Raw genomic sequence first — 24,092 nt, 5'->3', positions numbered from 1 at the left:
AAGTACCTGGGTAAAGATCGGCTGTCCGGTAAAAAAGGTATGTTTGCGCATCAGGCTAATTTTTGGTGTGGTAACTTAAAATTATCTGATAACTGGGGCTTCGGCCCCTTTTTTTGTGCCTTATTTTAAAACTTTACCGGACAACAGTGATTGCCTATTCACTATTCACTTACCTTCTACAAAATGCTCTTTGGTAATCTTCAGTTTTTTCATCTTCGACATCAGGGTGCTGTGTGGCAGTCCCAGCCTGGTGGCTGCGCCGTGTATGCCTGATATTCTGCCATTGCATTTTTTTACCACTTTCAGAATATAGCTGCGCTGCATTTCATCCAGCGTTTTGATGGTGAAGTTGTCTTTGTCTTCAGCAGCGGCAGGCCGTATGGCAGAAGCGGGCAGGTCAATGTTGCTGAGTACGGTTCCGCTGCTTAGCAGCACACTGCGTTCTATCAGGTGTTCCAGTTCGCGCACATTTCCCGGGAAGGAATAGGTACGCAGGTGCTGCAATGCCTGTGCGGATATCTTCCTGATAGGTTTGCCTGCGTTTTTGGCAAAACGTTCCATAAAGTGCTGCACCAGTTCCGGGATGTCTTCTTTACGATCACGCAAAGGAGGCAATACAATGGGGAACACATTTAAACGATAAAACAAATCCGGTCTGAAACGGCCTGCCTCCACCTCTTTTTGCAGGTTGCGGTTAGTGGCAGCAATGATGCGGACATTTACTTTAATGGTTTGTGTGCCGCCCACGCGTTCAAATTCCTTTTCCTGTAATACGCGCAGTAATTTAGCCTGTAACTCCAGTGGCAGTTCACCTATTTCATCAAGAAACAAGGTACTGTTATTGGCAAGCTCAAACTTGCCGGTGCGCTTTTCCAGAGCGCCGGTAAAGCTGCCTTTCTCATGACCGAATAATTCGCTTTCAATCAGCGAAGGCGGCAGTGCCGCACAGTTCAGTTTAATCATCAGTTTGTGCTGGCGGTCTGACGAGCGGTGAATGGCCCTTGCAATCAGTTCTTTACCGGTACCTGATTCGCCCTGCAGCAAAACCGTGCTGCCCGAACCTGCTACCTGCGATACCATGCGGAATACCTGCTTCATGGCTTCACCGGTGCCGATAACTTCTGAAAAGGCCGTGGCACGGCTGTTTTCCTCCAGCAGGTACGAGTGTTCGTTTTCAATTTGTTGTTTATAGCGGCTGATCTTTTTTAACTGCTGCTCCATCCGTTCATGCGTCAGCACATTCACCATGGCATTGCCCATAACAGCAGTAAGCCATTGCATCAGGCTGCATTTGTCATCAGAAAACAGGCCGGTACGCATGGCATAAAAGCAAAAGAAACCGGTAATGCTGTCACTATTCGAAAACGGGATGGTCATTATTTCCCGTGCGCCTGTTTCCTGTAATGCACTGAGCCAGGCAACTTCCGGGAATTTTTTTCTTAGCGCTGCAATGCTGCAGGTGGCGGGTTCCTTCTTTTTAACAACCATCTGCCATATGGCATCAGCTGCCTGGCGGCCCTGCATCAGCTCAATCATATCGGGGTGGTGCAACAGGTTGGCATCGTTGCCGCACACAAACAACGCAGGTATTGCTGTATCGTGCATCAGGCAGAGCAGGTGGTATTTTTCGTTCAACAGCAGGTGTGTGCTATCCTGCAGCATTGCTGCAAACTGTTCCCTGCTGCGTACTGCAGCAACCCGGCAACTGAGTTGCAGTAAAATGGCTTGTTCCTTTATGGGCAAGGCTTTGGGAAGCTGGTTTGTTTTTTTTGCTGGCATACACACGGGGAATAAGCTCAAAGTACGGCAAAATATGTATACTGCCGCCCCTGTATTAACGGTATTTCGTCAATTTTGTGCACACGCAATCAGCGTTTCAGGTACTTGCCGCCGAGTATTTTCTGCAGTATTTCTTCCCGGTTGGTGCGGCTGATAGGAATGGTGTGCCGGCCCAGGTGCAGTTCGTTGTTTTCAATATGATCAATCCTGCCAAGGTTTACCAGGAAAGATTTGTGCACTTTAAGAAAACGATCTGCCGGCAGGTTTTCTTCCATACTTTTAAAGGTGAGATAGGTGATATGCTTTTGATCGCCGGTATAAATGCACACATAGTTCTGCAGGGCTTCTATAAACAGGATATCTGCGTAGCGTATTTTTACGATCCGGTTATCTGCCTTAATAAACAAATGATCGCCCTGTTCTTCAGCTGCAGGGGTTGTTGCCAGGCGGTTGGTGTAATATTCTTTTGCCTTCATCGCCGCTTTTACAAAACGGCTGAATGAAATGGGTTTTACCAGGTAGTCAAGTACGTTCAGTTCAAAACCTTCCAGTGCATATTGCGGGTAGGCTGTGGTGATAATTACAGGCGGTGGTTGCTGCAGTGTTCTGAGAAAATCTGTGCCGGTTATTTTGGGCATCTGTATATCCAAAAACAGCAGTTGCGGCTGTTCCGCCTCTGGCTGCTGCTGTAATTTTAAGGGGCTGTCGTACTCGGCTGACAGGTGAAGAAAATCAATGTCTGCAATGTATTCACGCAGGCCCTTGCGCGCCAGTGGTTCATCGTCAATAATAACACAATGGATGATCATGGCAGGTTGTGTTTAACTTGTTCCATATGCAGTGAAAGCAATATGGTAAAACGGTTTGCGGCATGTTGTATGTGTAAGGCATGTTTGCCGGGATACAATAATTCCAGCCTTCTGCGCACATTTTTCAGGCCAATGCCGCCTGCAGTTTGTGCATTGCCAGGTGCGGCTTCGGTGGTATTGGCTACTGAAAACTGCAGGTTGCCGTTTGCCTGTTGTACATCAATCACCACCTCGTTCAGCTCATTGTTGTGCGAGAGGTGTTTAAAAGCATTCTCTACAAAGGGAATCAGCAGCAGCGGTGCAATGGTAAAGCCATTTACCGCAGGTGCGCAGGTAAAGCTGATATGGCAATGTGCATCGTGCCGCAGGCGTTGCATGTCAATATAATCTTTCAGGTACGCGATTTCTTTTTCTACAGGAATCTGCTGCCCGTTGCATTCATACAGCTGGTAACGCAGCATGCCGGAGAATTTGTGCAGTGCATCGCGTGCAGCTGCATTTTGCCTGTCTATTAAAAAGTAAACGGCATTCAGCGAGTTGAATACAAAGTGCGGGTTAATCTGGGATTTTAGGAAGTTGAGTTCTGCCGCTGCATGCTCCCTCACCATTTGCCCGATGCGTTGCTGCGCATGCGCGTAATCCAGTACCAGCTTGAAAGCTGCGCCGGTGCTTACAAGTAAAAGATGTGGTATTACATTATCGTACAACCGGCTTTTAACATGCGTGAGCAACCCAAAAGCATCGGCATTGTGCATCAGCCTTGCTTCAAGCCACATTTTAAGGTAGCTGCAACTGCATACCAACAGCAGGAACACCACGCCGAATAACACATACTGTTTTTTGTACAGCAAATACGGAATAAGCAGGTAGTTGGTCATGTACACCATCAATGCCAGGTCTGCCACTTTCAGCAGCGTGATCCTGAATGCCAGCTGTGGTGTTGAATAATCTTCGTAACGGAAAAAATACCATAAGCCCAGCAGGATGATCCATGCCAGCAGGTGATGCAGCCTGTAGCGTTGTATGGCAGCGATGTATTGCATTGTTCTGTTAAAATTAATGAAAATAAGCCGTCAGCTGCCCATGCTACCGGTAAGCGGTATCACCGGCCGGCTGACGGCTTTGTGCGGAAACTGCTCTCTGCGCCGTTATCCTGCCTTTGCAGGCTGCCAGGCGGTTGTTTTTGCAGGCGTTACACCCATCAGCATACGGCCGGAAGGCAATTGGCTTGCAGCATAAAACAACGACAGGTGAGGGGTTTTCTTTTGCAGGGCCAGCAGTTCTTTTACCGGGATGGACATGCCTGCATCTTTACCGGCAGCATCGGCAAAAGTCCATTCCTTTAATACATTGCCCTGCTCATCTTTCAATGAAATTTTCCTGGCTTTTCCTATTTCGCCGCAATGGTTGTAAAACACCACCAGCATGGCATCATTGCCCGCATCGCCCAGCTGCAGGTTGCTGATGCTGAAGGGCTGTCCTGCATATTGCTGCGTGAGCAATTTGCTGTTGAGGTAAATGCGGTAACTGTCTGTTCCGGCAAAAGCCCTGCTGCATAATACGGTGAATGCCAGCAACAGGCCCAGCAAGGAAACGGCCCATGGCCGCAGGGAATAAGAGTATTTCATACATGCTTATTTAGGTTAAACAATAAATGCATTGCTTTAACCAAAGCAAGCAAATCCCGGCGCTGCAGCCATATTTGTTTGACCAATTGCAGTGTGCGCTTGATGTATTGCCTTTAGTGTTGTATGATGGTTTCAGGTTTAATGTTTGAAGTTTAAAGTTGGGTTTTGCGGACAGCGCGTATTTAGGCCCATGCAGGCAAAACTGCTGGCCGTATGTTTGGCTGCCGCACATTGCGGAGGTAAACCGGGCAGGTATGCTTTGTGACAGGCTGTACAGATGGGCATTATTTTACAATGCCCGTTTCGCGCGGTTGTGTAGCTTTGCAGTACTACAAACCAATCATCATGGCACTGCTTTCATCTCCACCACCTGCACTTATCTTAATTGATTTTCAAACCGGCTTTGACCAGGTGGACTACTGGGGCAAAGAACGCAACAACCCCGGGGCCGAAAACAACGCAGGTGCATTGCTGCAATTGTGGCGGCAAAAAGGATGGCCCGTGTTTCATGTGCAGCATTGTTCCACTAACCCGGCATCATTGCTGGCAACAACCAATGCAGGCAATGCTTTTAAAACAGAAGTGCTGCCCTTGCCTGGTGAACCTGTTATTAAAAAGCAGGTGAACAGCGCATTTATTGGAACTGATTTAAAAGAGCAGCTGGACAATGCCGGCATTACGCAATTGGTATTAACCGGTCTTACCACGGATCATTGTGTATCAACCACCGCGCGAATGGCCGGTAATTTCGGGTTCGATACCTATGTTGTGGCAGATGCCACTGCAACATTTGATAAAACTGCGCCCGCAGGTGAACATTTCAGCGCAGCGACCATCCATTCCACTGCACTGGCCAGCCTGCACGGCGAATTTGCTACCGTGTTGAATACGGCTGATGTATTGACTGGGCTACGTGGCTGAGCGGGAAGAAATTAACCACTCCGGCAGCTTCCCGGAATGGTTAAAATTTCTCCCCGGCTATAATGTCCTCGTGTCGTTTTCCAATGCGTGTTGAAACCCGGCATCAGTAATATTAAACGATTGCACAAACCGGTAATCTTCGTAAATCGCCTGCAGTTCGTCCGTAGTAATAGCTGCATATTTTGATGCAGGAATTGCCTTCCCGTTTCCCTCTACCCATGCGCTCTGCCATAAAACAGCCATTGCATTGGCACCCGAAGCAATTACTTTAATGGTTTTCTTACCCAGCACCTTCCATACTGCGGCATACTTGCCTCTGCCCGATACATTACCAAACGCTTCAATAATATCCATGGGGGGCAGCGTGGTAAATGTCTTCCGCATCAGGGAAATAACAAATGCTGCTGCCTCATGCCCGCCGGTAACCAACTGGGTTGCTTTTACCTTGTTATCCAGTGCATTGACTGCAGTAAACAATGTTTCGCGGTTCGATGCAATCATCTTGTCTTCATATTCACCATGCACATTGCTTTCCTGGCCCGGGATACCGGCATGCAGGTAAGACACATGCAGCGGCTGACATGCATCACCCACATAATGCGTCATGGTACCGCCGGCTACCAGGTATTCCGCAACATTGCCGTTTTTCAGCGAGCGTACCATTTGGGTGTACAGCTGCCATACACGAAAGGGCAGGGAGCCCATGCGCGGGGCAAGAACTTCCGCTCCTGTTGTTGAATCAACCTTTGTTTTCGGGCTTGCGATATCCATCTCTTTATAAAACGCAACCCATTTCGCAATGTCAACAAATGACTTGCTCTTGCACAGTGTAAGCAGGTCTTTGCCATCCATTACCTGCGGATCACTTTCATCCATATCGGCGAAATGATTATTCCCCTCCGTTTTAAAACGTTTGTATCGCCAGTACAAATCCGGTACATCGGCCAGCGGAATAAAGCTGGTGGATTGCGCTTTGGCGATATTCGTCTGGTCAATCAGGTCATGGTCTGAATAACCAACATTGTATTTGTGTGCAGCCAGCAGTTTATGCAGCCTGGTATCTGTTACCAGTTCGCAGGAGCGGTTGCCGATTTTGAAATGCCCGTCTTTCGCCCAGGTATAGTCCTGGTCAAGGTTCCAGTCACGAACAATATTGATGTCCAGTTCGCGGCAGGCATTGCTTAATGAAGTGGCCATTACATAGGGTTTTGCAGCCCGCTCTTTACCTTCAATAAATTCATGCATGCCCCATAACAATGCCAGGGGCCTGCAGGATACCGTATTTGTATCCGCGTCTGTTTCCTCGGTTACAAACACCGAGCCGCTGTCGCCGTGGTGAACATTCAGCGGTTGCCCGTTTTCGCCGCCTAACAAAAAATCGGATACATATTCAATGCCCCCGATAGATTGATAGCGGTAAAACAGCCCGACAATTTCGCCCTTTATCCCGCCCGAAACTGCACCGTAGGCTTTTACCTTCCTGTTGATGAGACTAAGCGAAAAATTATTGGTATTCAAATCTTCCAGCTCGCCGAGTGTACCGATGGAATAGATTGCTGTTTTCCAGGAATTGATGTCGTCAATTTCAATTAAACCCACATCGTTGTTAATAAGCATCGATTCGCTGATCCATCCCGGGTACAGGGCCGAAAACCTGCTTTTGCCAAGGGTAATGCCGCTGCTTACACCAATTCTTTTTTCAATGCCGCGAAAAACGGAGTAAACAGGTGTGCCCGGTTTGCCTACCACGTGTTTGTTGCTGAGCGCATAATAGGTGTTGCCATCGCTTACCACACAACCAACGGATGCAATGCGCTTTTCACCCTGCTGGTGTACAATCAGCGGGAACCCGCCGCTGATAAGGTTCCTGGGAAACCGGAGTAAAGAAGCATCGATGGTGTTTTGTGTTACCTGCGATCGTGGCGCTTTGATAATGCAAATGGGCACCACCCTGCCATCGGGCATGTAAATGGTTCGGGGAATGATGTTGTTTTCCCCGTTGTGAATAAGGGCTGTTTCCGGCTCCCATTCTTTTACAAACACCATTACGCAGGGCCAGGAAAAATTCTCGAGTACAACACTGTTGTCCAGTCGCCGTTCTTTCCTGGGAAAAGAAGGATCTGGCTTGTAAACGCCGTTATCGATATCTGATTTCCTGATCCTGTAAAGGCCCACTGCCGTGGCAATTACATTGCGTTTATTCATCAGGTGTACATGGAACAATGCGCGCGCATCGATGAGGTCTTTGATGGACAGGCTGGAGAAATGTTGTCCGTCTTTGTTGGAGTTCGTTTTCATAAAGCATCTTTTAAAAGGATTGGGTAACAAATTACGGTTCCCCCAACAGAAATGGTACCGTGAAAACACTGTGAGTTGTGCGTGAATCATGAATAGTCAATAGTGCATAAAACAGCCGGCATCGTGTGCGATCTGCCGCAACAGGAAAACTTTAAACATGAAACATGAAATTTTAGCCGGTATGCAGTTAAAAACAAAAAGAGCGCGATGCGCTCTTTTGTTTATCCATCCAGCCATAAAACCATCTCCTTACAGATAGCTCAGCCATTTTTTCTCCTTGTGCGCCTGTTTGTACTGGTCAAAGCGGCGGCAGAGCGGGTACAGGGCTGCAATAATCACAATCCAGATCAGGTATACCACCCACAAATCAAAGCCATAGCCTTTAACATTGGGGTCCATGGTTATCCAGGTTTTAAACACCATTTTATTCCAGCCGAAGCCCTGCATTTTTGCAAACAGGGAAGCCAGTATATGAATCAGGTAAATGTGCAGTATGTAATAAAAAAAAGGCACCCTGCCGAATGTGCTGAAAAAATCCACCACCTTGCCGCGCAGCTTTTCGCTGTTGGCGAGAAACAGGAAGGTAACACCCAGTGTCATCAGCAGGTAGTGCAGGGAGGGCGGGTATTTGGAAGGGTTGAGGAAAGAAACAATATCTTTTGAAATACTGCCGAAGTGTTCAAAAGGACGTGCATCGCCGTACACATTTGTCCACCGCAAAATGATAAACAATACCAGTGCTGCGCTGCCGGTATAGTTGAACAGCTTTTTGCGTTTTTCCGGTGCAACGGATGCTTCGTAAAAGCTGCCGGTATAATAACCGAGCGCCATTACCGCAATCCAGGGTATAATGGGGTAGCCCACCAGCAACTGCGTATGTGCAGTGAGCTGGAAAGGCTGCTGTTCGTGCAGGATGGCCCACAGTATGCTTCCTTCAGCATGTACATTGTCGAGCAGGTTATGCCCGAAAATCAGCAGGCAGCTGAACAGGAGTATGGCTGTGCGGGGCAGGTATATCAGGGCGCTTAATACAATCATGCTGATACCGAGCGACCAGATAACCAGCAGCCCCAGGTTGCCGAAGGTAACATCAAAATACCAGCCGAAACCGATAATGGTGAGCTCCATTACAATGAGCCAGAGACCGCGTGTTATTAAAAAAGAGGCGAGTTGGGCTTTTGTTTTTTTCCTGCCTGCAATACAGGCCGAAACACCTGCGAGAAAACTGAAGGCAGGCGCGCAGAAATGGGTGATCCACCGGGTGAAAAACAGGAATAATGTGGTTTGGTTGGGATCTGCCGGGTCAAAACTGTAGGCAGAAGCATGAAAGTAGTCGCGTACATGATCCAGCGCCATAATCACCATCACCAGCCCTTTGAGCAGGTCAATGGAGGCGATCCTGTATTTCGCCGGCGCAGATAAACTGGTTGTTGCTTGCATAGCAATTGATTGTTTCTGGTAAAATTAAAGCTGCAAATTAAGCTTTGCTGCCGCTTTTCCGGAACCCGGAACTTGCTTTTGTGATAAGCGGGATACCGGGCCTATTTATACACCGTTTCTTCGAAAATGTACAACTCTTCGCTTTCATGCGCGCGGGTTGAATGAGTACTTTAGCAGTACCACTATTTCACCACTTTTTAAACGCAAAACTATGGCTGCATTAACAACATTGGGTATTATTCATACAGCTATCAGCCTGGTAGCTGTAGGCTCGGGTATTGTGTCGCTGGCACGTACCGGCAATATTACCTGGAAAAACGGGGTAGGCAAAACATACATTGTTACTACCATTCTTACCTGTTTAACGGGGTTTGGCATTTACCAGCACGGCGGATTCGGCAAACCCCATATACTGGGCATTATTACACTGGTGGTCATAGCTATTGCCTATGCAGGCGACAGGCAAAACCTGGGACGCGCCTCTAAGTATGTGGCTGCTATCGGTTATTCCATGACCTTCTTTTTTCATTTTATTCCAGCCGTTACGGAAACAACTACACGCCTGCCGGTAAGTGCGCCGCTGGCTGCTGGTCCGGACGATCCGCTGGTACAGAAGCTGGTGGGTATCTGCTTTTTGCTGTTCCTTATCGGTACCACGTTGCAGGTAATTAAACTGCGCTCGAAATCAGGGGCAGGCGGCGGGGTGGCTGCGTAACAAACTATTTCCTGTGAACCTGGAAGGCCTGTAGCGATACAGGCCTTTTTTGTTGAATAGGTGCATAGGAATGCCGGGAAGCCGGGCCGGCCGCTATTGCGGGCGTTGATTCAATAAAATATACTGGCGTTGGGTGGCAGGCAACCGGAGACTATCCGTTTGCAGTGTCAGGGGGCGGGTAACCATCAGTTCATCACTTATTACAATGCCGTTTTTAAAGATGGTATAGCCTGTCCAATGACTTTTGCCGCTTGTTATTTGCATGCGAATGGTTTTGCCGTCTTTTACAATATCCGCCTCACGGCGGTCGCCGAAGAAAGCGCCATCCCCATCTCCTTCGCGCTTCAGTGTTACCTGGCGGCCTGCCGCATCGGTTTCCAGTACTTCTACGCGCTGGCGACCCGGTCCGCCCAGTTCCCAGGGTTGTTTAATATCAATTTCCCATACCATGCCTTTAGTCAATTTTGCCTGCGGCATACCCCAGAGTAAGGGGTTATAAGAGAGACCGCTTGCATCGGTATTGGTAAACGGCTTGCCGTTATAAACAAGTGTTTTGCCCGAATCTTTCAGCACAATGCTGCATTTGTCCTCCGGCCGGCCATCAATCAGGAACACCACAGCAAAGTCGGTCTGCTGTGCATTGTTGCCGGTTACGGTATAATCGCCTGTGCCGCTTATCCTGGCTACATTGGTGGTAAAACCATCGCCTGTAATGGTAATGGTGCGGGAGAATACAGTGCCAAAGCGTTCACCAATATTAAAATGATGCACGAGGTAGGCATCCGGTGTTTCCTGTAGCGTTTGGGTTTGGGTGTTTGCAGTGAAATAGGCGGTAAGCAGCAGTACAGCCGGTATCAGTTTCTTCATAAAATATGCTTGTATTTTGCCGCAAAGCTTCGCTATGCTGCCTGTCTGCAAAAGCAAAATCAACGAACAGGTGTAATCTTTCAATGCTTTCCATATATGGGGGCAACCGGTTTCAATGGAATGGTTCAATGGGTTAATGGTTGGATTGTTTGGTGGTTTAACGTTTAAAGTTGGGTCCTTCTTCCATTGAACAATTGAACAATCAAATGTATCTTAGAGCCTTCAATAACGTTTTAGCAACAACGGTATATTAAAGATTGTACATGAAAAAAGGAATCCTGGTTATCGGCAGTTTGTGTTATACCTGGCTGGCAATGGCCCAGCAACCGGCAGATTATGTGAACCCATTTATCGGCGCCAGCACAAGCGAAGGCAAGGCGGGCAGTTATCATGGTTTAGGCAAGACTTTCCCGGGTGCTGCCACTCCTTTCGGACTGGTGCAGGTGAGCCCGAATACCATTACAGGTGGCGACAACGGCTCGGGTTACAGTGATGAGCACACTACCATTGAAGGTTTTGCCTTTACACAAATGAGTGGGGTGGGTTGGTACGGCGATCTCGGCAACCTGCTGGTGATGCCCACCACCGGTACATTAAAAACCATTGCGGGCAAGGCTGCTGTGCCTGGTTCTGGTTACCGCTCACGTTACGATAAACAAACAGAAAAAGCCTCCGCAGGTTATTATACCGCTACTTTAACCGATTACCAGGTAAAAGCAGAAGCAACAGCTGCGCCGCATAGCGGCATGCTGCGTTTTACTTTCCCCGCAAACAATCAGTCGCGCATACAAATCGATCTTGCACGCCGTGTAGGCGGTACTTCCGTCATGCAGTATGTAAAAAGGGTAGATGACCATACCATTGAAGGCTGGATGAAATGTACACCCGATGGCGGTGGCTGGGGCAATGGCGATGGCAAGGCAGATTATACCGTTTACTTCTATGCCAGTTTCAGCAAGCCCTTGCTGCATACCGGTGTGTGGAGTGCCGACATCCCCGACAACTGGCCCCGCAAACGCGACGATGTACTCAGTGATGCTTACCAGCAACGCGTAGCCGCAGCTGTCATTACAAAAGATATACCCGAACAAACAGGCAAACACCTCGGCTTTTTTACAGAGTTTGCCACCACCGCAGGTGAGCAGGTACTGATGAAGGCAGGCATATCGATGGTGAGCATGGATGGCGCCAGGAAAAACCTGGCGGCAGAAATCACCGGCTGGAACTTTGACGCCGTGCATGCACAAGCCCGTGAACTGTGGAATAAGGCGCTCGGTAAAATAAAAGTGGAAGGTGCAACCAATACGGAGAAGACGATTTTTTATACAGCCCTGTATCATTCCATGATCGATCCGAGGCAAATGGCTGACGTAGACAAGGCATACCCAGGTGGCGACCACCAGGTGCATACAGAAGCCGGTTTTGTAAAACGTACGGTATTCAGCGGCTGGGATGTGTTTCGCAGCCAGATGCCTTTGCAAACACTGATCAACCCCGCAGTGGTGAATGACCTGGTGAACTCACTGGTTGAGCTGGGAGATCAAACCGGTAACCACTATCTCGAACGCTGGGAATTTTTTAATGCCTATACCGGCTGTATGATTGGCAACCCTGCTGTACCCGTTATTGCAGATGCTTATGCCAAAGGTATCCGTGGTTTTAATACGCAAAAAGCGTTGGCGTATGCCATCAACAGCTGTGAAAAGTTCGGCAATGGCGATAAAGGTTACACTGCAGGCGGGCTCAGCATTTCACAAACCCTGGAATATGCTTTTGACGAATGGGCGGTTTCAAAACTGGCGGCAGGGCTGGGCAACAACGCTGCTGCTGCAAAATATGCGCAACGCGCACAGAGCTACCGCAATATTTTCGACAGCAGTAAGGGTTGGTTCAGACCACGCAACGAAGATGGCAGCTGGCAGCCCTGGCCCGCAGAAGGTCGCCTGAAAGCCTGGTATGGCACTATTGAAAGTAACCCTTACCAGCAGGGCTGGTTTGTACCGCACGATGTGCCGGGCATGGTACAGCTTATGGGTGGCAGGGAAAAAGTACTGGCCGATCTCGGCAACTTCTTCAACAAGGTGCCGGAGAACATGATGTGGAATGACTATTACAACCATGCGAATGAACCTGTTCATCACGTGCCGTTTTTATTTAACCGCCTTGGCGCTCCCTGGCTTACCCAGCAATGGACAAGAGCCATTTGCGCACGCGCTTACAAAAACAGTGTGGAAGGACTGGTAGGTAATGAAGATGTTGGCCAGATGTCAGCCTGGTATGTGCTGGCAGCCTGTGGTATTCATCCTGTTTGTCCGGGTGATACCCGTTATGAAATAACCAGCCCGGTGTTTTCGAAAGTGGTATTGCAGCTGGATAAGCAGTACGCCTCCGGCAAAACATTTACCATAGTGGCACACAACAATGCAGCAGATCATGTATACATTCAAAGCGCGCGTTTAAACGGCAAGCCTTACAATGCCTGTTCTATAGATCATGCAACCATTGCAGCAGGCGGTGTGCTGGAGCTGGAAATGGGAACGCAGCCAAACAAAAGCTGGGGGCAGTAGTATACGCTATAAGCCGGGATCACTGTCCAAGGGACTTCTTCGGCGGTGAGTAGTGAAGTATGATGGTTTAAGGTTTAACGTTTGAAGTTTAATGTTGGATTGGAGGGAAGGTGGTTCAATAGCACGATCAGCTGTACATGAAACCCAATAAATGGAGAAGTGTGCCCTACAGGAGAATGTGTAATGCAGCTGTTGCGTATTGCTTAATTTTTAGTGATATAATGATTAATTACCACGCCCGATTTTAAAGCCTTTGTTGCTTTAAATTGCAAAGCCTGTCGTGATTCGAGGCTGGTTTTATCAAACAGGCGCACCTTCGCTTTGCCGCCTGCAATGGTTGGCTGCAGGGCAAAATGGTATTCATCTGCAAGCTGCGCTTTGGTAAGTTCAGCCACCAGTCCGGGGCTGCCGATGGTGAGTATGTTTTTATCGCTGTTTTGTTTAAAATCCTGCATGGCCGCAGTGTTCAGCTCTTTTGCAATGGTTGAATTATGCCATTGTGTGTTATGCAGTGAAGTAGAGAATACCACTTTGTCAATATCGTGCAGGGCCTGGGCCATTTGCAGTTGTGATGCACTGCTGGCACTGTTTGCAAGTACACCGGGCCATACCTGCTGAAACAATTCAAATGTGTTACGCCCGAAAGCTACGGTTTGGGTGTTGGCAAGCAAGTCGTGCACATATCCATGAAATTCGCCGTCGGCAATTACCAGGTCGCTGTCACAAAACCCATCTGGCGTTGTGTTGATCAGTACAATGATCTTTCCCATTATTGTTGTTTTATTTATTGAATGATTTAGCTGGGTGTTTAAATGCTAAATTATCCTGTAACAAGCAACAGGTATGGGTGTGAATCGGACAAATTAGGGGGTTATTTGCGCAGTTTTCTTCAGCACCACAAACTCCAGTGGTTGTGTGGGGGTCCCGAACCGGGTGTCGGTAGGGAAGGGTCTGCGCTCACTGGTTAATTGAAAGCCGCGGCGGATATACCAGTCAATCAACTCCCGGCGAAGGGAAACGACCACCATTACAATGGCTTCAAATTTCTGGGCTGCGGCATAAGCTTCCGCAGCTTTTACTATTTCCCTGCCGATGCCTGTTGCCTGTATTTCGGGTGATACCGTGAGCATGCCTAAGTAAAGCTCTTTGCCGCGTGCTTCGAGGTATACGCAACCAACTATTGCATTATCAGCGGTAGTGCATTTTTTTATGATGGCACCGGGAGTGGTCATCATTTGCAGCATGGAAGCTTCGTCAACCCGCTGCGTGCCTTCAATAAGATAGGCTTCGGTTGTCCAGCCTTTTTTGGAGTGTTCGCCGCGATAGGCACTGTTGACCAGGGTTACAAGCTGCGGTATATCTGCTGTAGTAGCGGTGGTTATAGTTAAGTGGTTCATGTATTTGTATAGCTGTGTGACTGCAAAACAACAATAAACGCGACTGAAAAATCTTAAACCAGGTCAAGAAAAATCAGTTGCTGCTTTTTTGCGTAACCTGCTTAAAAATTCCGGTGTAATGCCCAGGTAGGCTGCAACCAGCTTTTGCGGAATACGCAATTCCAGGCCGGGATACTTTTCCCGGAATAGCCGGTATTTTTCTTCAGCACTCAGGGAAAGACTTTGCACAAACCGGTGCTGTAATGCGATGAAACTGTTTTGCCACCTTGTAGTCATAAACTGCTGCAGGGCCGGTATCGTTTGCAGCAGGTGTTCCAGGTTTGTTTTGCTGATCTGCAACAGCGTGGTATCTTCTACTGCCTGGTAATAATAAAAACAGGGACTGGCATACAGGTAACTTTCTATATCAATTACCCACCAGTTTTCAATGGCAAATTTGGTTACACATTCAATACCCTTTTCGTCTGTATAGCAGATCTTCAAACAACCGGTGTTTACAAAATAATCATGCCTGCAAATATCGCCCTGGCGTAGCAGGTACTCCTTTTTATATACTGTTCGTGGCTCCAGCAGGGAAGTAAACAAATGCTGCTCTGCGGTGCTGAGTGGTACCTGTTTGGTAATATTGGCTATCAATAAATCACTGTTCATGCAGGCGGTGAAGATAGGAAAAATTGAAGTCGTTTATCAGTCTGCAGGCGGCACCCGGTAATTCAGCGCAGCTGTGGTAGCGCTGGTAACATCAATGGTTACACCGGTTATTTTGCCTGCAAGTTCAGAGGCAAGAAAGGTGGCCGTATTGGCGATATCAACCATCCGGGGCATTTGTTTCAGCATGGTGTCTGCCTTCATTTTAATAGCACAGTGGCCATTAACTGCGGGTTGCTTTCAATGGCCTCCTTAAATATCCTGGAATCCGGTGACCCGCCGCTGCGTATGTTTACCACACGTATGCCATACACACCCAGTTCTGAAGCCAGGTTGCGTGAGAAGCTTTCAATGGCACAGCAGGCAGGGCAAACCCGCAGGTGTAGGGATAACCAATACCACCTGGTGTCGCGGTAAGCGAGAGTATAACGCCAGATTTTTGCTGCATCATCACTTTGCCTGCTGCAACAGCTGTCAGGAAACGCGTTTGCATCATTGCAGTAATCGGGTTCACAAAATCGTTGAGCGAAAGCGTGGTAAGCGGTACGTTCTGCACCACCGGCGTACCCACTGCATTAAACGATATACCGGCCGTGCCTGCTGTTTGTACCACCTGGTCAATATGCTGTTGAATGGCAGCTGAGGTGCTAAAAACAACAACATACAAATGGAAATTCCCTGGCAGTAACCAGGCATTGCTATCCTAATCCATCTTAAATGTATTGCGGTAATTGAGCGGGCTGCGGCTGAGCCTGCTTTTGAAGGTTTTATGGAAATTGGAAATATCATTAAACCCGCTTTCAAATCCAATCTCTGCAATGGATTTGTCTGTTTCCACCAGTTGCTTCACGGCAAAATCTACCCGGTAGTCATTCACTGCCTCCACAAACGTTTTGCGGGTTATCCGCTTGAAGTATTTGCAAAAAGCATGTGTGCTCATGTTAACCAGGGCCGCTGCATCGGGTAAAGCAACTGCTTCCTGGAAATGGGCTACAATATAGGCCAGCACCCGGTTAATGCGCTCCTTGTCTGTTACGGATAAATCAGCGTACAATGTTTGCTGCTGCAATACTTCGTAGCTGTCATGCGCAGAAAGTAACTGCAGCAAACCAAGTAACAAGAGCAGTTTCTTCGCAGCGTTCTTTTCCGTCAGCAGTGTTTTTAACTGCTGTTCCAGGTACGCGGTGTTTCCTGTAAAATGCAATCCTTCATTGCTGCGTTGCAGTAGCTGCAGCACCTGGTTCATTTCAGGGGCATGAAAGAAAGCTGCTCCAAGAAAGTCTTTACGGAAATGTACTACAATCGAAACAGAATCCGTTTCCGGCGAACCGGTTGTTTTCCAGCAATGCGGTACGTTAGCGCCAAGCATCACCAGGTCGCCTGCAGTATAGTTCTGCATATGCGTACCCACATAACGCTTGCCATTGCCCTGCACAATCCAGGTAAGCTCAAACTCAGGGTGGTAGTGAAAGGGCGCAGAAAACGCTTTCTCTTTGAATTTGCGCACCACAAACGAGGTATTGCCCGAGGTATGTACCGATTCAAATGCAGGTTTCATTTATTGCTGATTTTGGCCATTGGGAACGCGTATTTTGCCTTGCAGGACAATATTATCCATAAATTGACCAAATTCGCCATTTTTTTGCGGCTTTCTTTGCTGTTAGTTTGCTGTATCAAACCAAGCCATATGATAGCAAGCAGTTTACCCGCTTTAAACAACAAACTTAACCTCGACCCCGCCCAGGTTCGTGCTTTCCGCCAGGATGGTCACACGCTTACACGCGGTTTGCTGCAACCCGGGGAAGTGGCCGCTTACCGCGAAGTGATTAACGATGCAGCATACAAGTACAATACAGAGACACGCAAACTGGAAGAACGCGATACCTATGGTAAAGCCTTTCTGCAAATCATGAACCTCTGGGCCTGTGATGAAGCTGTAAAACAGTTTACGCTGGCGAAACGGTTTGCACACGTGGCAGCCGATCTGCTGGGTGTTGACAATGTTCGTATTTACCATGACCAGGCCCTGTACAAAGAGCCCGGCGGCGGGTTTACACCCTGGCACCAGGATCAGTATTACTGGCCGCTTGATACCAATAACACGGTAACACTCTGGATGCCGCTGGTGCCAATTACAGAAGAGATGGGCATGCTTACCTTCGCGTCAGGATCGCACAGGGGAGGTTCTGTAAAAAACATTGCCATCTCCGATGAATCAGAAGCTGAGCTGGACGCCTATATCCGTAATAAAAACTATCCCATTACCCGCGCCACATCTATGCAGGCAGGAGATGCTACCTGGCACTATGGCTGGACTTTGCACTGTGCGCCCGGCAACCTGTCTGCTGTAACCCGCGAGGTTATGACCATCATTTATTTTGCAGATGGCGCAAGTGTTACGCCACCCATCAACAAACACCAGGAAAACGACCGCAGCCAATGGCTTGGCGGGTTGCAGCCGGGTGAAAAGGCCGCGTCAAGCCTCAATCCCCTGGTGTTATAAATAACTGTGCTGCAATTGCTGCAAACACCTCAACAACAATCAGAATCTGTTCATTCCCTTTTACATTTTATGCTGTTATCAATGAAAAAATCGATTGCATTTCTTTTGGTATTCTTCCTGGTATTGCGTTCAGTAAACCTGCATGCGCAGGACAGCACATTACGCTGGAGCAATGATAAAGCCTGGCAGTGGTATAACCAGCACCCCTGGTATTGCGGGTTCAACTACATACCTGCATACGCAATTAACTATACCGCTATGTGGGACAAAACCAGCTTCGATCCCGCTGCGATTGACAAAGAGCTGGCGCTGGCCGAAACATCGGGTATGAATGTACTGCGTGCTGTGCTGCAGTATGCAGTGTATGAAAACGATCCTGCGTACTTCTTAAAAACACTGGATCGTTTTGCCGCCATATGCGACAAGCACCATATCAAATTTGTACCATCACTTTTTGATGATTGCGCTTTTGGCATTAACCATGATCCTAAAATTGGCAAACAACCTGAACCGCTGAAAGGCTGGTACGCATGGGCATGGTCACCCAGCCCCGGGCACAGCATGGTAACTGATTCCACTACTTATCCCAAACTCGAAAAATATGTAAAGGCTGTTATCGGCCGCTTTAAAAACGACCAGCGTATACTATTCTGGGATTTGTACAACGAGCCTACCAACGGTGGTTTGGGGTCTGCAACCTTCCCCTTGCTGAAAAAGGTAATTGCATGGGCACGTACCGTGAATCCTGATCAGCCTTTGTCCATCGATGTGTTTGACAATAACCCGCGCCTCAATGCCATTATTTATGCAGCCTCAGATATCATCACCTTCCACAACTATGGTAATAAAGAGATACTGCAAAAACAGATAAATGAGTTGAAACAGCACAACCGCCCGGTTATTTGTACAGAATGGATGAACCGCCCATGGGCCAGCACGGTAGGCAATAACCTGCCTGTGTTTTACAAAGAGAAGATTGGTTGTATGCTTTGGGGACTGGTAAACGGTAAAACACAAACCGACCTGCCCTGGGGGCATCGCCCCGGCGATCCTGCGCAGGCTGTATGGCAGCATGATTTATACCATGGCGATTTTATACCTTACAATACTAACGAAATAGATTCCCTGAAAAAATACATACAGCAGTCAACGGTTAAGCAGTAGTGTGGCCTGTACGCCTTTTCATGAGAAGGGCACAAAGTCCGGCGGGGCCGCTCGCTTTCTTTGTGCCCTTTTGGGGTATCCCTTTGTGCCCTCCGCGGTAAAAATCCGCTCCGATCATTCACTATTGACTATTCACCGGTGATCATTATATTTACCATACTTATCAATCCAGTCGAATGAAACAGCTACTGCTTGCTATCCTCCTGTTAAATGTCATTGTTACACGTGCACAAGTACCCGTTGATCTTACGCAATTCAATAAAACGAATGGCGCTGATGTGCAGGTGAAAGCCAACCTGCTTTCGGTGCAATGGCCTGCAGGCGGCAACAGCAAGGCAAGGCTGCTGTTGAATATGGGCAATGAGGCTCCCTTGTTTCAAAGCATTGCACTCAACAATGGCAATGGCTGGAAGGAGACAGGCAGCAATATCGACCCTATGTTCGTGTTAACCGTTGGCAAGCGTGACCTGGTTTCACAAAACGGCTGGAACATTTTCTTCGACAAGGTACCGCTGAAGCCACATGCTTCGTACCGCACTGAACTGCACAAAACAACAGCCGCAGCAGTGAGTGAAGGTGCACATACCATTATCCGCATAGGTGCGGTTACTGCACCGGGGTTTAGCGGCACGCTGGAAATTACCCTGTATCATGGCAGTCCATTGTTCAACGTCGCTGCTGTAATCAGCACGGCTACCGATTCAACCGCTATCCTCTACGATGCTGGATTGGTGGGCACTACGCCTGCCTGGCAACATATCGCCTGGAGCAATACCGGCGATTCCCTGCAAAAAGCGGATGTTCATGCAAGCGATACCAGCACCAATCTTGCTGTAAAATACAGAACCATTATCGGTGAAACCACGGAAGGCAGCCTGGCTGTATTTCCTGCGCCACATCAATATTTCTACCCGCTGGATGAAGCATTTAACCTGCGTTTTACCTGGTATGGAACGCAATACCGCAACCTGCTGAATGGTTATGGTATCGGCATACGGCAAGAGTTGGAAGGAGATCATCGTTTTGTGCCATGGTTTAATGCACCGCCGCATACCGCGCAGCGGCTTAACTTTTTCTGCCTTGCCTCAACCGGAACGGCAACACAGTTGCTGAGTGCGGTAAAGGCTTTTACACATGAAGACCGCTACCCATCATTACCCGGTTATAAAACCATGAGCAGTCATTTTCACAACGAGTTTGTTACCCGTGTAGTAATGGCCGGTAAACCCGTGCCTGCTGTGCCCGGTTTTGTGAAAGTATTCAAACGCACCGGTATCGATATTGTGCACCTGGCAGAGTTTCATGGCACTGGCCATCCCACAGGCCCGGATTCGCTACGCCTGCAGGAATTGCATCACCTGTTTGAACAATGCCAGCGCTTGTCATCACCCGGCTTTTTACTGCTGCCGGGAGAGGAACCCAACCAGTTTCTCGGCGGCCACTGGCTGGCATTTTTTCCCAGGCCGGTGTACTGGGTCATGTCACGTAAGCCTGGTGTGCCCTTGGTAAGCAACGATGCGGTATATGGTAAAGTGTATCATACCGGCAATGCAGCAGATATGGAACAGTTGCTGCAAACAGAAAACGGCCTTGCGTGGACAGCCCACCCGCGCACCAAGGGTTCTACCGGGTTCCCGGATGCCTATAAAAATGAACCGTTTTTTACAGGTGATCATTTCCTCGGTGGTGCATGGAAATCACTGCCCGCAGATTTATCACAACCCCGCCTGGGTAAACGTGTATTCGATTTAATGGACGATATGAACAACTGGGGCCTGCATAAAAAGATACTGGCAGAGGCAGACCTGTTCACCATTGAACCCGAAAATGAAATGTATGCCCATCTCAACGTAAACTACCTGCAACTGAAATCACTGCCGCGTTTTACAGGTGGCTGGCAGCCGGTGCTGGATGTTTTGCAGAAAGGCCATTTCTTTTCCACCACAGGCGAGATTGTGTTGCCCGCCTTCTCCATCAACCACACCGGCGCAGGCGATACGCTTGCATTGCCTGCCAATGGCAAAACAACGGTTACTGCACACATCCGCTGGACATTCCCGCTGCAGTTTGCTGAAATCATTTCCGGTGATGGCAAACAGGTATACCGCGAACGCATTACGCTTAACCAGACGCATGCTTTTGGTGATCAAACCTTTCAATGGCCGGTGTCGCTTGCAGGCCGCAAATGGGCAAGGCTGGAAGTGTGGGATGTTGCAGTAAACGGGGCGTTTACGCAAACCGTGTACTTGAGGTAAGGAAAGTACTGCGGGCGTGTTGGGGCATGGTGAATCGTGAGCGAAAAACGAGAATCGACAGTCGACAGTCGTGACTATCTGAGCGGGTATTATTCGTGCGTGATCCGTCCGAAGGGCTTTTTGGGAGAGCGAAGGAGCATTATGGCTTGCCTGGACACTATACATGCGGTTTTTTACTGAACGATCCCCGGACGAAGGTCGGACGATCCCCGGACGATGGTACTTTTGGATGCGTGGAGAGGGATTTCGTAAATTTACGGTATGGAACAACCGGAAAATATTCGGGATTTTTATCATCGCTACCCGGCGGCTTACCCGGAAGATGTGCCGATCAATAACGCACAACCTGGTCATTTTAATGTATTTGCACGGGATAGTCATGCAGTTAAATCTGCCTACCGCCGCAGGGATTTTTATAAGATTTCCTATATTATCGGAACCGGCCGCCTGCATTATGCCGATAAATGGATCGCGATCGACGGCCCGGCAATTGTTTTGTCCAATCCCTTTGTAGCTTATTCGTTTGAAATAGCAGGCGAAGCGCCTAAAGGCTGGTTTTGCCTGTTCTCTGAGGCTTTCCTGCAACCGGCAGACCGCATCGGTGCCTTACAGGATTCACCGTTGTTTAATGCCAATAGCGTGCCCGTGTTCTTCCCTGATGAACGCCAGCATGCAGACATTGTTTTTATTTTTGAGAAGATGATGCGTGAAATGGAATCCGCGTATGAACACAAGTACCAGGTGCTGCGCAATTACCTGCACCTGCTGATGCACGAGACGATGAAAATACAGCCTGCTACAGGCTTTCACAAACAGATCAATGCCGCATCACGCATCACCCACCTGTTTTTTGATTTGCTGGAAAGGCAGTTCCCGATCAGTTCTGCCGATCATGTGTTTAACCTGAAAAGCCCGCAGGATTATGCCGGTTGTCTTTCCGTGCATGTGAATCATTTAAACCGTGCAGTGAAAGAAAGTACCGGGCAAACCACCACGGCGCATATCGCTTCACGCATTGTGCAGGAGGCGAACATTTTATTGCAGCATACCGAATGGAGTATTGCTGAAATCGCCTACAGCCTTGGTTTTGAATATCCCGCCTATTTTACTACGTTTTACCGCAAGCATACCGGGCAGGCACCCATTGCCCGCAGGCAGGGCATTGTTTGATTTGTATAAGTGACGGTTTGAATGCTGTAAACAACGCTGCAGTGTGGTGTACGACCTTTGTGTACTAATCATTATTTGTATGAAATACAGAAGTCTCGGAACAACAAATGAACAGTTATCTGCGATAGGCTTAGGTTGCATGGGTATGAGCTTTGCCTATGGCACTATAGATGATGTGGAAAGCACCGCCACTTTGCACAGGGCGCTTGACCTGGGCATCAATTTCTGGGATACGGCAGATGTATACGGGGCAGGGGCCAACGAAACACTGATCTCCAAAGTGCTGGTGCCCAATCGCAGCAAAATTTTTATTGCCACCAAATTCGGATTGCGTGTACCCGACAGCGGGGCCGACAGATCAAAAATGTATGTAGAAGGGTCGCCTGCCTACCTGAAACAGGCTGTGGAAGCAAGTTTGAAGCGCCTGGGTACAGAGGTGATTGATTTGTATTACCTGCACCGTGTAGACCTCAATGTACCTATTGAGGAAACGGTCGGCGCCATGAGCCTGCTGGTGAAAGCAGGTAAAGTGCGTTACCTTGGTTTAAGCGAAGCGGCTGCTTCTACCATCCGCAGGGCACATGCCGTACATCCCATTGCTGCCTTGCAAAGCGAGTATTCACTGATGACGCGCAACATAGAAGATGATATACTGGCTACTGCAAGAGAACTCCAGATCAGCATTATCCCGTTTTCGCCCTTGTCAAGAGGGTTGATTACTGCTGAGCTTGATCTTGCAAGCCTGCCGGAAAATGATATGCGCCGCAATTTACCACGTTACTCTGGTGAACATGCCATCAACAACCAGCAACTGGCCAGCGCATTTGCCGCCATTGCCGCTGCCAAAGGTTGCACCGCTGCACAACTGGCCCTTGCATGGGTACTGGCGCAGGGAGAAGATATGATTCCTATTCCCGGTACCAAAAGAAGGAAATACCTCGAAGAAAACGCAGGCGCAGTGAATGTAACACTTACCGCAACAGATCTTGCTGACATCAATGAACTGGTAGCGCGTTATCCCAACGTAGGTGAACGTTATGCCGCCGGCTTCATGCGCGACGCAGTGAACCGCTAGGGAGGAAGTTCCATGTTTAACGGTTTAAAGTTTAATGTTGAACTTAACGATGATCGGAGCGCAATGGCAACACATCCGCATTTTTAGCAAGTTCGCCTTCTGCCGGCACACCGATGTTTGTGGCAATAAACGAATGCCTCCGCCGCTGGGGCTATTCAACCGTTCCAGGTATTAAAGCAACAAAGCCGTTCCTTTTGGAACAGCTTTGTTGCTTCTGCGTAATGACGCGTTCGCCGCAGTATGCACTTTGTTTAAGGCCTGTCCCAGAACGGCGGCGGCTCAATACCTAATGAGCGCAGGTATACGTACCCCTGCCCGCGGTGGTGAATTTCATTGTCTACCAGGTACAGCGCCAGCGAAATAACTGTGCCCTCGTACATGCCAAAGGCTTTGTCTGTTTCATGAAAGCGCTCAGGCGTTATTTTAGCCCAGTATTCATTAATGGTGTCTGTAAGCGCATCCCAGCGCTGTAACAGTTCTTCCTTTGTCAGGTGCAGGTTTTTGTTATGCGTCATTTCAGTCATTTGCGGCCATTCCCTGGTAGCAATGCCTTTTACGCCCAATCCCAAATCAAGCAGCTCCTGGGTTAACTGTGCAAAGGTGCGCATACCGCCAATCCGGTGGTTGAGCAAGGCTTCTTCCGGAAAGCGTTCAATTACCCTGCGCGTTAGTGCGCGGTGCCCCTGCCAGTGTTGCAGGAATTCAGCAGGCGTAATGATAACAGCAGGCGTGGTGGTTAATGTTTGTGCAGCCATGAGGTTACTATTTTAGTAGATGAATATGTTGTACTGCAAAGAAAATACCGGTTAGTGACAGCCTTGTGTCAGCAGCATGGCGTTTTATTTGTAATAGGGTT

General features: G+C 48.5%; 22 protein-coding genes. 8 read left to right on the top strand and 14 right to left on the bottom strand.

Annotated elements, in window-relative coordinates; genetic code table 11:
* Positions 1 to 165: 165 nt before the first annotated feature.
* From DXN05_RS12440 to DXN05_RS12425, 4 genes are all read right to left on the bottom strand, one after another.
* Entirely contained in the window at positions 166 to 1,779 is a 1,614-nt protein-coding gene (locus DXN05_RS12440; protein WP_211330033.1) for a sigma-54 interaction domain-containing protein, read from the bottom strand.
* Between the two features lie 89 nt (positions 1,780 to 1,868).
* Positions 1,869 to 2,588 (bottom strand): LytR/AlgR family response regulator transcription factor, encoded by a 720-nt coding sequence (locus DXN05_RS12435; RefSeq protein WP_116847560.1) that lies wholly within the window; start codon positions 2,586 to 2,588, stop codon positions 1,869 to 1,871.
* Positions 2,585 to 3,631: a sensor histidine kinase gene (locus DXN05_RS12430; protein ID WP_116847559.1), complete on the bottom strand. Its 1,047-nt coding sequence runs from the start codon at positions 3,629 to 3,631 to the stop codon at positions 2,585 to 2,587. Before DXN05_RS12430 ends, DXN05_RS12435 begins: the two co-directional genes overlap by 4 nt.
* A 105-nt stretch (positions 3,632 to 3,736) precedes the next feature.
* On the bottom strand, positions 3,737 to 4,216 hold the full coding sequence (locus tag DXN05_RS12425; protein ID WP_116847558.1) for a hypothetical protein: 480 nt from the start codon (positions 4,214 to 4,216) through the stop codon (positions 3,737 to 3,739).
* A gap of 345 nt (positions 4,217 to 4,561) precedes the next feature.
* On the opposite strand from DXN05_RS12425, the gene DXN05_RS12420 reads away from it, so the two are divergent.
* Complete coding sequence (locus DXN05_RS12420; RefSeq protein WP_116847557.1) at positions 4,562 to 5,137, top strand: cysteine hydrolase family protein; 576 nt, start codon at positions 4,562 to 4,564, stop codon at positions 5,135 to 5,137.
* Between the two features lie 57 nt (positions 5,138 to 5,194).
* Here the strand turns inward: DXN05_RS12420 and DXN05_RS12415 are convergent, their stop codons facing one another.
* Positions 5,195 to 7,435, bottom strand: coding sequence for a Nal1-like putative serine protease (locus DXN05_RS12415; protein ID WP_116847556.1), 2,241 nt, complete (start codon positions 7,433 to 7,435; stop codon positions 5,195 to 5,197).
* A gap of 249 nt (positions 7,436 to 7,684) precedes the next feature.
* A complete protein-coding gene (locus DXN05_RS12410; protein ID WP_116847555.1) occupies positions 7,685 to 8,875 on the bottom strand; it encodes a DUF1624 domain-containing protein in 1,191 nt (396 codons plus the stop codon).
* Positions 8,876 to 9,086: 211 nt separating this feature from the next.
* Between DXN05_RS12410 and DXN05_RS12405 the strand changes: the two genes are divergently transcribed.
* Positions 9,087 to 9,590, top strand: a complete 504-nt coding sequence (locus DXN05_RS12405; protein WP_116847554.1) for a DUF2306 domain-containing protein — start codon at positions 9,087 to 9,089, stop codon at positions 9,588 to 9,590.
* A 93-nt stretch (positions 9,591 to 9,683) separates the two neighbouring features.
* Here DXN05_RS12405 and DXN05_RS12400 read toward each other — a convergent pair whose 3' ends face one another.
* Positions 9,684 to 10,457, bottom strand: a complete 774-nt coding sequence (locus tag DXN05_RS12400) for a hypothetical protein (RefSeq protein ID WP_147313907.1) — start codon at positions 10,455 to 10,457, stop codon at positions 9,684 to 9,686.
* A gap of 263 nt (positions 10,458 to 10,720) precedes the next feature.
* On the opposite strand from DXN05_RS12400, the gene DXN05_RS12395 reads away from it, so the two are divergent.
* Complete coding sequence (locus DXN05_RS12395; protein WP_116847552.1) at positions 10,721 to 13,024, top strand: GH92 family glycosyl hydrolase; 2,304 nt, start codon at positions 10,721 to 10,723, stop codon at positions 13,022 to 13,024.
* Between the two features lie 203 nt (positions 13,025 to 13,227).
* Here DXN05_RS12395 and DXN05_RS12390 read toward each other — a convergent pair whose 3' ends face one another.
* The 6 genes from DXN05_RS12390 to DXN05_RS12370 form a co-directional block, all read right to left on the bottom strand.
* On the bottom strand, positions 13,228 to 13,794 hold the full coding sequence (locus DXN05_RS12390) for a dihydrofolate reductase family protein (RefSeq protein ID WP_116847551.1): 567 nt from the start codon (positions 13,792 to 13,794) through the stop codon (positions 13,228 to 13,230).
* A gap of 93 nt (positions 13,795 to 13,887) precedes the next feature.
* On the bottom strand, positions 13,888 to 14,421 hold the full coding sequence (locus DXN05_RS12385; protein ID WP_116847550.1) for a GNAT family N-acetyltransferase: 534 nt from the start codon (positions 14,419 to 14,421) through the stop codon (positions 13,888 to 13,890).
* A gap of 63 nt (positions 14,422 to 14,484) precedes the next feature.
* Positions 14,485 to 15,072: a Crp/Fnr family transcriptional regulator gene (locus tag DXN05_RS12380; protein WP_116847549.1), complete on the bottom strand. Its 588-nt coding sequence runs from the start codon at positions 15,070 to 15,072 to the stop codon at positions 14,485 to 14,487.
* Between the two features lie 36 nt (positions 15,073 to 15,108).
* Positions 15,109 to 15,273, bottom strand: coding sequence for a hypothetical protein (locus DXN05_RS24680; protein ID WP_158559231.1), 165 nt, complete (start codon positions 15,271 to 15,273; stop codon positions 15,109 to 15,111).
* An 88-nt stretch (positions 15,274 to 15,361) separates the two neighbouring features.
* Positions 15,362 to 15,736 (bottom strand): hypothetical protein, encoded by a 375-nt coding sequence (locus DXN05_RS12375; protein WP_116847548.1) that lies wholly within the window; start codon positions 15,734 to 15,736, stop codon positions 15,362 to 15,364.
* Positions 15,737 to 15,772: 36 nt separating this feature from the next.
* Positions 15,773 to 16,627, bottom strand: a complete 855-nt coding sequence (locus DXN05_RS12370) for an AraC family transcriptional regulator (RefSeq protein ID WP_116847547.1) — start codon at positions 16,625 to 16,627, stop codon at positions 15,773 to 15,775.
* A 129-nt stretch (positions 16,628 to 16,756) separates the two neighbouring features.
* Between DXN05_RS12370 and DXN05_RS12365 the strand changes: the two genes are divergently transcribed.
* The 5 genes from DXN05_RS12365 (at position 16,757) to DXN05_RS12345 (ending at position 23,236) form a co-directional block, all read left to right on the top strand.
* Positions 16,757 to 17,572, top strand: coding sequence for a phytanoyl-CoA dioxygenase family protein (locus DXN05_RS12365; protein ID WP_116847602.1), 816 nt, complete (start codon positions 16,757 to 16,759; stop codon positions 17,570 to 17,572).
* Positions 17,573 to 17,653: 81 nt separating this feature from the next.
* On the top strand, positions 17,654 to 18,736 hold the full coding sequence (locus tag DXN05_RS12360) for a cellulase family glycosylhydrolase (RefSeq protein ID WP_158559230.1): 1,083 nt from the start codon (positions 17,654 to 17,656) through the stop codon (positions 18,734 to 18,736).
* Positions 18,737 to 18,912: 176 nt separating this feature from the next.
* Positions 18,913 to 20,991, top strand: coding sequence for a CehA/McbA family metallohydrolase domain-containing protein (locus DXN05_RS12355; protein WP_116847545.1), 2,079 nt, complete (start codon positions 18,913 to 18,915; stop codon positions 20,989 to 20,991).
* Positions 20,992 to 21,252: 261 nt separating this feature from the next.
* Entirely contained in the window at positions 21,253 to 22,161 is a 909-nt protein-coding gene (locus DXN05_RS12350) for a helix-turn-helix domain-containing protein (protein WP_116847544.1), read from the top strand.
* A 79-nt stretch (positions 22,162 to 22,240) separates the two neighbouring features.
* Entirely contained in the window at positions 22,241 to 23,236 is a 996-nt protein-coding gene (locus DXN05_RS12345) for an aldo/keto reductase (protein WP_116847543.1), read from the top strand.
* A 251-nt stretch (positions 23,237 to 23,487) separates the two neighbouring features.
* Here the strand turns inward: DXN05_RS12345 and DXN05_RS12340 are convergent, their stop codons facing one another.
* A complete protein-coding gene (locus DXN05_RS12340) occupies positions 23,488 to 23,991 on the bottom strand; it encodes a DinB family protein (protein ID WP_116847542.1) in 504 nt (167 codons plus the stop codon).
* Between the last annotated feature and the right edge of the window lie 101 nt (positions 23,992 to 24,092).

Origin of the sequence: Deminuibacter soli (assembly GCF_003412455.1) — a bacterium.
Classification (GTDB): Bacteria; Bacteroidota; Bacteroidia; order Chitinophagales; family Chitinophagaceae; genus Deminuibacter; species Deminuibacter soli.
Note: the sequence above shows the minus strand (reverse complement) of the source record. Positions and strands in the feature narration are given on the sequence as shown.